Annotated in this window: 6 protein-coding genes; 3 read left to right on the forward strand and 3 right to left on the reverse strand. The window is 44.6% G+C overall.

The annotated features are described in order from the left end of the window. On the reverse strand, positions 1-1,018 hold a 1,018-nt coding region (gene hisC / locus ACLQ6D_RS11615; RefSeq protein WP_411727451.1), incomplete at its 3' end, for a histidinol-phosphate transaminase. 345 nt (positions 1,019-1,363) lie between these two features. On the opposite strand from hisC, the gene ACLQ6D_RS11620 reads away from it, so the two are divergent. The 3 genes from ACLQ6D_RS11620 (at position 1,364) to ACLQ6D_RS11630 (ending at position 8,473) form a co-directional block, all read left to right on the forward strand. Continuing rightward, entirely contained in the window at positions 1,364-4,891 is a 3,528-nt protein-coding gene (locus ACLQ6D_RS11620) for a DEAD/DEAH box helicase (RefSeq protein WP_411727452.1), read from the forward strand. Then, the gene (locus ACLQ6D_RS11625; protein ID WP_411727453.1) at positions 4,888-8,106 is read left to right on the forward strand and encodes a sacsin N-terminal ATP-binding-like domain-containing protein; all 3,219 of its coding nucleotides are present in this window, start codon (positions 4,888-4,890) and stop codon (positions 8,104-8,106) included. The genes ACLQ6D_RS11620 and ACLQ6D_RS11625 overlap by 4 nt, the downstream gene beginning before the upstream one ends. A gap of 73 nt (positions 8,107-8,179) precedes the next feature. Further along, positions 8,180-8,473: a hypothetical protein gene (locus ACLQ6D_RS11630; RefSeq protein ID WP_411727454.1), complete on the forward strand. Its 294-nt coding sequence runs from the start codon at positions 8,180-8,182 to the stop codon at positions 8,471-8,473. Between the two features lie 104 nt (positions 8,474-8,577). Here the strand turns inward: ACLQ6D_RS11630 and ACLQ6D_RS11635 are convergent, their stop codons facing one another. Beyond that, the gene (locus ACLQ6D_RS11635; protein WP_411727455.1) at positions 8,578-8,922 is read right to left on the reverse strand and encodes a type II toxin-antitoxin system PemK/MazF family toxin; all 345 of its coding nucleotides are present in this window, start codon (positions 8,920-8,922) and stop codon (positions 8,578-8,580) included. Next, positions 8,916-9,194, reverse strand: a 279-nt coding sequence (locus ACLQ6D_RS11640; RefSeq protein ID WP_411727456.1) for a hypothetical protein, incomplete at its 5' end; no start/stop codon positions are given. The genes ACLQ6D_RS11635 and ACLQ6D_RS11640, both read right to left, overlap by 7 nt.

The raw sequence follows: 9,194 nt of genomic DNA on the forward strand, positions 1-9,194 counted from the left end.
CACGTAGGCAGTAAGCCAATAATCCGCCTTGGGGGGTTAGGTTTTTTATTAACACGCCGTGTTCTTTAATGGCTGTAAAAACATCGGCTGCCTTGTTTTTGTGTGTCCTGAACAGGATAAAATTTGCGGCGCTGGGATAAGCGGTTATGCCATCCATATTGCTGAGTTGTTCGTAGACGTGGGCCCGTTCCACGCAGATTTTTTGGGTTTGTCCGTCAAACAGGGCATGGTGAGTCAGCGCAAAATGGGCGGTCACTTGGGTGAGAATGTTGATGTTGTAGGGTAATCGGATTTTATTGAGTTGTTCAATGATAGCTGGCGCACCGACCAGATAACCCAGACGTAAACCTGCCAAACCCAGTTTGGAAACAGTACGCATCACCAGCAGGTTTTCGTACTGTGTCAATTCGTCCATAAAACTGGCATTGGCAAAAGGCGCGTAGGCTTCATCTATGATGACCAAGCCGTTGGCGGCGGCAATAATCTGCTTTATTGATTCGGTGTTGAACAGGTTGCCCGTAGGATTATTCGGATAAGCCAGAAAAATAATACTAGGCTGGTGTGTTGCAATCGCTGCCAGCATGGGGGGCAAATCCAGGTCAAAGGTATCGGGTAGCAAAGGCACGTTGATAAAATTTAAGCCCAGCGACCGGCTGATTTGCTGGTACATGACAAAGCTAGGCTGTGCCGATAACACACTGGCGTTTGGAGGCAAGGCCATCAACAGCATCTGGATGATTTCATCTGAACCGTTGCCCAGTAACACGCCAAACGCTGCCGGGATTTTATTTAGTCCCTTAATCGTTTGCGTGAGTTGTCTTGCTTCGGGATCGGGATAACGGTTTAATTCGCAGGTTTTTAGCGCCTCCAACCAGCTTTGTATGATGTCATCCGGCCAGTTGTAAGGGTTTTCCATGGCATCCAACTTGATCAGGCCGCTCGCATCGGCAACCTTATAGGCGAACATTGCCAAGACTTCTTTGCGGAAAATGGCGGCAGTTAAGTTATTTGAAGGCATGGTTCAGGGTTACGGAGCAACGTGAAAGGTACATGATTAGATCGGTCATTTTCGATATTCTAAACGCGGTTTTCGTCTACCATTTTAACATAGCCCTTTACTTAAGAATCGGCAGTTTAACCTGAAATATCAATTCTGAATCAAGTTCTCAGTTCGCTGTGTTAAAAAGCATAAAAAAGGTTCTGGAAGTTGGAAAATTATTGGCAGGGTTTTTCGACAGAAAATTTCCTAACACATTGAGTTTAAGGTAATTATAAACTACTATTCCATAGCCATAACTTTTCCCTCAAGCAGCCTTGGCATATAGGCTGCAATCATCCTCTGTTGACAACTTAGTGGTACTACATGGACACGGCGATTCTTGATGTGCTAACAAAACAACTTACCTGCGTTTTAAAAAAAACATTGCCCAATATTTCAACTTCTTGGTGGGAGTCACGCGTTCTTGACAAGCTTTCTTTTCAACAACAATTAGTTGCCAAGCAAGAAAAGTTCCCTTCACTCGAACAACTCGATCTTGCCGCATTACTCCGCATTGTAGACCAAAACTGGTTCGAGCTTTCCCAGCAACTCAATCTTGAAAAATCCACCCGCAATTGGTTAAAAGAAGCCCAAACTATTCGTAACCGCTGGGCACATGCTCCAGCAGGCGGGCTAGATAATGAAACCCGATACCGCGATTTGGACACTATTGAACGGTTGTTGCAAGCATTAGGTGCAAATCAAGATGCTTTGAATACTTTGCGGGAAGCCAAAAAAACGCTTCTCAATACACTGAATGAAGGCAAAAACACGATACCTCAATCTCAACCAGCAATTGCAGAAACAGAAACCCTATTCAAATCCGGTGACATTGTTCGATTAAAAGCCCAACCCGCCAAAACAGGGGCTGTGGTCTCGGCATTACCCGGCAACCCGGAAAACCGTTATCAAGTCTTCCATGATGGCACCACTGCAACTTATTACGAATCCCAATTGGAATTGGCAGAAACCCTATCGAAAAGAAAACAGGTGTCGCCTTACGATTTACATGCCGCGATGACCGCCCTGCAACTTCGCCATCCCAGCACCTCCCATTTATATTCATTACGGGCATCCCGAATTAACTTTGTACCCTATCAATTTCGTCCAGTACTTAAGCTGATCCAGTCTGACCGCCCTAGATTGCTGATTGCCGATGAAGTTGGGGTAGGTAAAACCATTGAGGCCGGGCTGATATTGAAAGAATTACAAGCCCGGCGTGAGATTAAGTCGGTGCTGATTATCTGCCCAAAACCTCTGGTTTCCGAACGCAAATGGCTAGAGGAAATGAAGCGTTTCGACGAACGTTTTGAACATTTGGATGGCAAGTCGTTACGGTACTGCATAGATGAAACTCATCTGGACGGCGTTTGGCCTCAAAAATATGCACGGGTAATAGTGCCTTATTCGCTTTTCGATGAAGAACTTTTTGAAGGTAATCAACAAGGCCACAAAAAACAAAATGGATTGCGCTATCTCGACCCACCACCCACCTTCGATCTGGTGATCGTCGATGAAGCCCACGCTATCCGCAATACTGACACCTGGACATATCAAGTAGTCCGTCATTTTTGTGAAAATGCCGAAGCGGTGCTGTTACTATCTGCCACCCCCATTCAATTGCGCGATAACGACCTGTTCACTTTACTGCACTTGCTACGTCCAGACGTGATTACAAGCCGTCAAGATTTTGATCACATGTCCGAACCCAATCCACACATAAATATCGCTATTGAAGCGGCTCGTGGAGCAAAGCCCGAATGGAAGCAGATTGCCAGAAATGCTATCGATGAAGCTTTGGTGACTTCTTGGGGGAAAGGCGTATTGGCGCATGATCCGAGGATGCAGAATGTTTATGACGTGTTGACCGATGATGATGAAAGCCCTCAAACACGCCTCATGCTCACCCGTCAATTGGAAGGACTGTACACATTCTCGCCTTTTATCAACCGAACCCGGCGGCGTGACATTGACAAGTTTACGACCCGTAAACCCGAAACTGTCACGGTTGAGTTCACCACGGAACAGGCGGAGTTACACACGAACTTGATTGATCTGATTGCCCGAATGCTGGCGCACCGACATGGCAATCAAAACCTCAAGTTTATGCTTTCTAATTTACGTAGCCGGGTAGCCAGTTGTGTATTTGGGCTGGCTCCATTTCTGGAGTCCATGCTGCAAGGGCATTTATCGCAACTGGAACCGAGTGAGTTGGATCAAGACATCAACCCTGACGAAATCAGTGCAACGCTTGCTGAATTTCGAACAGATGTTGACTCCCTAATTCGGCAGGCTCAAGCAATCAAAGGGCCTGATCCTAAACTGGATGCTTTTCTCAAAATCATTCGTGATAAGCAGAAACTCGAAAACAACAAACTGCTGGTATTCAGCAGCTTTCGTCATACGTTGTCTTACCTTATCGAAAAACTCAGTGTCGAATCTGTCCGTATCGGCTTGATTCATGGCGACATTCCAGACGACGAACGCCGCGACTTGAGAAATCGGTTCAGCTTGCAGAAAGAAAACTCTAATGCAATCGACGTACTGTTATCGTCAGAAGTGGGGTGCGAAGGGCTGGATTACCAATTTTGCGATGGTATGGTGAATTACGATTTACCCTGGAACCCGATGCGTGTCGAGCAACGCATAGGCCGTATTGACCGATACGGTCAAGAAAGCCAAACCGTGGTGATCTACAACTTCATCACACCTGGCACAGTCGAAGCCGATATTTATGAGCGTTGTTTATTGCGGATTGGTGTCTTTAATCAAGCATTAGGTGGTAGCGAAGAAATACTCGGCAGACTGACGCACGAAATCAAAGAAATCGCCGAAAATTTCGAGCTTTCTGATGAAGAACGCGAACATCGTCTCCAACAAATTGCCGACAACGAAGTCAGGGTAATCCAGGAACAGGCCAAACTGGAGGAAGAGCAATCCAAGTTATTCGGCCTGAGCCAACCTAAACGGGATGAAGACATGATTAAACAAGCTGACAGTTTTTGGCTAGTGCCTATCATGCTTGCTAATCTTATCAAACGCTACCTGAACGACTTGGGCGTTATGAATATCCCTGCATCACTCGGAAATAAAGCCACTACGACGTTGCAACTGGGGCAAGATAGTCGTAATAAACTGTTGGAAGATTTTAAAAAGCACAATTTTTCTGGTGAAGCGGCGCAATCCTGGTCACGCTGGTTGAAGGGAGATAGTCCTTATCTTGAGCTAACCTTTAATCAGAAAGTCGCAGCGGAACGCCGGGATTTGCCCTTCATTACCCCAGCACACCCACTCGCCCAGCAAGCGGCGCTTTCGGTTGAACCCGAAACACCATTAGAATGCAATTTCATGGTATACAGCGATACATTGCCCGTCGGGCAACATCCTTATGCCATTTATCGCTGGCAAAAACTGGGCTTAAAAGAAGATTTCACCTTCCAGCCGATATGCACTTGCCCTGAACTGACTAACCAAATGCTGGCATTGCTGGAAGCCGCCGAACCCTTAGAAAAACAGGGTATAAGCATTAACCATGATAACGAACAAACACTGGAAAGGGTTCACTATAATCTTTGGCTGGATACTCGCGCCGCCCATATTGAACAAGTCCAACAACACACACGTTCTCGTCTTGATTCATTAAATACCACCCACGCCGCCAGAATTGCCGTCCTGGAAGAGCAACGAGACGAGAACCCCAGCGACAAAATCCAACGCATGAGGACATCGCAAATAGCCTCGGCAAACCGGGATTACCAGAAGCAAGTGGGGCGGTTAGAGCAAGCCAGTAAACGGGCGGATATATTGGCTGAGGCTGTGGCGTTTGGGGTTTTGGAGATTTTACAAAAATGACAACAGATTACGAAAGAATACGTCAAAAAAATATCGAGGAATATGGGAAAGGTACGCGTCACCTTTCCTATTTTTCTGACATTTATTCGACTCGAACCCATTTTATTTACGAGGTGCTACAGAATGCGGAAGATGCGTTGTCTAGGCGATCAGCCGACAGTTCTCCGGGATATGTGTATTTTAATCTTTACCCTGATCGGTTAGTGATTCGCCATAACGGAGAGCCATTTTCAGAAAAAGATGTAATTGGTATTTGCGGTATTGGCGAAGGGACTAAGGTTGGAGATTACACTCAGATTGGTAAATTCGGGATTGGCTTTAAATCTGTCTATGCCTACACTTTTTTTCCGCAAATTCATTCCGGTGACGAACACTTTAAGATACAACGTTTCGTTGAGCCACATATAATTGACAATGTGGGAAGTGAATACACCTTGATTGTACTGCCATTCGATAAGCCACAATGCAGACCTGAATGGGCATTTCGAGAAGATGTAGCCGCTGAAAAAGCAGTATCTGAAATCGGTAACGCTCTTCAGGAATTAGGCATCCGAACCTTGTTGTTTTTACGACATATCGAAGAAATCAAATGGACATTGCCTAATGGGAAGTCTGGCCATTTTATTCGGAGTAGCTCTCCCATCGAAAATTACAATGGGATACGTAAGGTGGAAGTTCTCGATCAGGACGTAGACCTTGAAGATTGGCGAATTTTTTCACGGGATGTAACAGTGGAGGATACCGGAAAATCTCATACCGTTCCCGTGGAAGTAGCTTTTCTGGTCAAAGACGGCTTCGTCACGAAAGCTCAAAATACACAATTAGTCATCTTTTTTCCGACTGAAAAGGACACCAAACTTGGCTTTCTCATTCAGGCACCATTCAAAGCAACCAAAGCACGAGACAACATTAAGGCCGACGATACGGCCAATCGGCAAATGATACAAACGGCAGCGGAACTCGCTGCCGACAGCTTGGCAATCTTGCGCGATATGGGGCTATTGAATGTCGCTAGTTTTAACGCACTCCCAATACGACTGATGGACTTTCAAGATAGTCCATTAAAATGTGTTTATGAAATGGTGCGTAAAGCCCTTAAAACCGAACCGTTGTTGCCTGCACACGGCGGTGGTTTCATCAAAGCCGATGAAGCCAAGCTGGCGCGTGGTAAAGATTTGGTTGAGTTGTTTTCACCAGAGCAACTGGCTGTATTGTTCGGTAAGGCAAAGTTGAACTGGCTGGATGCGTCCATCACCGAGAGTGGGGAAACAACGGATTTGCACCTATATCTAGTGGGACGCAAGAAACAATACTTGTACGATAATGCGACAGCGGTAGAACCGCTACTCGAAGGAATTCAAGTAGAAGCCGATACGCTGGCTCCAAAGCTAACCGAAGCTTTCCTTGGCAAACAGAGTATGAAATGGCTAGTGCGGTTTACTCTTTACGCCATACAAGGCGCACAGGCAATTAAAAAAGCACCGTTTATTCGGCTCAAATCGGGTGAACATGTTTCACTGCCTGAAAACAAATCTGTGTCGCCTCCCGCTTGGTTTACTCCCGATAATAAGTCTGATTTGGATTTGGCGATGTTTCCATTAGTACACGACGAATTGATTGCAGATGAAACAATCAGGCTTTTTCTGGAAGAAAAAGGTATTCGTAAAATTGATGCCGCAGCAATAGTGGAAAAATCGATTTTGCCCGCATTTCAGAAAAAAATAAATGCTGAAAATTTCGATGAGGAAATTTATCGTAGCCATTTGCGCCACATAGTAAATGCTTATAACGAATCCGATAAATCAGCAAAAATCCAACTCAATAATTGTTTAAATTCTGCATCGTGGCTTGCCTGTATCCGTGCCAGCGGAAAATCGGAAGAAATAATTTGGAAAAAACCAGTTTCGGATTCTTTATCGGATTCTTTATTTGCTAGAACTCCTAACCATGAAACTTGGTTTGCAGGATTGGAAAGTGTTGAGGCTTATTTTTTACATCCATTAATTGAAAACTCATTGCTTGAGCAATTAATTCCTTTAGCGAAGCCCATAGACGTGTTGACTAAAAATCTTGAAGCTTCTGATTCGGGAACGATAACCTTATCAAATTCCCATAGTAGCAACAAACGTGGTTTGCACGGCTTTCGTCCTGATGCAAAAATTATAGGCCTCAAAGATGCCTTAACTCAATGGAATAAAAGCAGATTTAAAATTCTTTGGAACATATTGTTAAATGCACCGCGGATAATTAGTGGTGAAACACAATTTGCAAGTAATTACCAAAAATTAGACGCAGCTCCAAAAAAGCTCGAATATACGGAAGTTGGTAACTTATGTCGTGATCATTCCTGGCTGCCCGATCAAAATGACGTTTGGCACGAACCAAGCAAATTGTTTCTAACCGATTTGCCAGAGGAGTTTGATACAAGCTCTATCAGTGCCAGGGAAGTAGCAGAAAAACTGGGCATGAAAAAGCCGGAGGTAGAACAAGCGATTAATATTCTCGCTGGGAACGATCCGAACAAATTAAGCCAACTCGAACGTTTTTTATCTGCATCTGAAGCTAACCGGGAAAAAATGCTAAAAATTCTTCCCGAAGAAAGTGCTCCAGTCCCAGCCCCTTCATTTAAGGATAGGCTTAATAGCCTGAATCGCCCACAACGAGGCAGTATTTCGTCAAGTAATACAGACGATCCAATCGACCTTATCAAAAAACCAGAACTTTACCAAAATATAAGAGATCAAGAGGTTGAAGGAAACGTAAAACTACACAAAACAACTTCCCAGACTACTCGTTATTTGCCAGTGCGTGAATCATTATCGAATAAATACGCCCGTGATTTTCTGTATGAGCAGTATCAGGGGAAATGCCAAATCACTGGCAACACATTTACTAAAGCCTCGACAAATACAAACGGCGAGGCCGAAAACTATTTTGAAGCTTGTTCGCTACTTTCTTACAACAACGCCGATTATTTAAACGACGCAGGGAATATGCTTTGCGTCAGTGCTGACGTAATGGCAAAGCTAAAACACGCCAGCTTCACTGGGCTGGATAAGTCTAACTTAGGACCCATAATAGAAATTTTTAAAATCAGGAAACCTGGGGAACTGGAAAATATTAAGTTAAAGATTCAATTGGCGGGCGAAGAATGCGAAATTACCTGGAGCGAACGCCATTTTGCCCGGTTAGTGGCTTTATGGGACAAAGCATGACCTTCAATAAAATTTGAATTGGGTTGTTGTCAACTTATTTTCTGCGGACAAAGACTAAACGCCACCAAAAGAAATGCCTTTTAAAATCGGCGACGTTTATTATTTTGAAGCGGTACAGTGCATTAAAAAAATTGAACATCACCACATTGAAAACCGGTTGGCACTTTGCCCCACCTGTGCCGCGATGTACCAACACGCCCGTGAAACCGACGACACCGAAATCCGCCAACTTATCGCCACCCATGACGCGCCTGATGATGCACCCTCGGTAGAAATACCGGTGACACTTGCAGGAAAGCAGCACAATCTCCGCTTTGTTGGCATACACTGGTTCGATTTAAAAACAGTTTTACAAAGCCTTAAGTAGCAAGTAACCCGTATGAAGCGCAACGTAATACGGGACATCGAAGCTACGAATCCCCGGATTCCGCAAGCTCCATCCAAGCTGCTCGCTACCCAGCTTGTAATGTTTTATAACGCTAAAACCAACTTAAGCCCGTCATTAAGATCGTTAAGTTGTTGTGAATTCAATCTTGAAACTTTTTCGGTGAGGAATGCTTTATCAAGTGTAATGATTTGGCTGACATTAATCACCGAGTCTTTGCTTAGTTTGGACAGCTTTTTCGGCAACAAACTATTGCCGGGCGCATCTATTAGCCGGAGATTGGATGTTATGACAGCGGCAAGAACGGTATTTATATTGCTTTCATTAAAGTTGTTTGAGGACACAATGACCACAGGCCTTCGAAATCCTGGCCCTGAACCTCTAGGTTCGGCCAGTGAGGCCCACCATATTTCGCCTCTCTTTATTACCATTCTTCCCTGTTTAAGGATTGCCTCTGGAGATTGTAATAATCATCTCCAAGGGAATTGCTTTCGCTAGCAAATACTTGGTTGAGCCTGGCGGTGACATCCCGATTTTTATTTTGTTCAATAAAGGCTTCAATGGCCTTTGAATAGAATTCGCAGCGGCTCACACCAAGCCGATTGGCTAGGGAGTCCGCTGCTTGAAAAATGGGGTCTGGTATAGAGATGGCTGTTTTCATGGTTTTAGTATAACTATGGTTATACTGATGTGTCAAGAATAG

Source organism: Methyloglobulus sp. (genome assembly GCF_046714055.1).
Lineage (GTDB): Bacteria > Pseudomonadota > Gammaproteobacteria > Methylococcales > Methylomonadaceae > Methyloglobulus.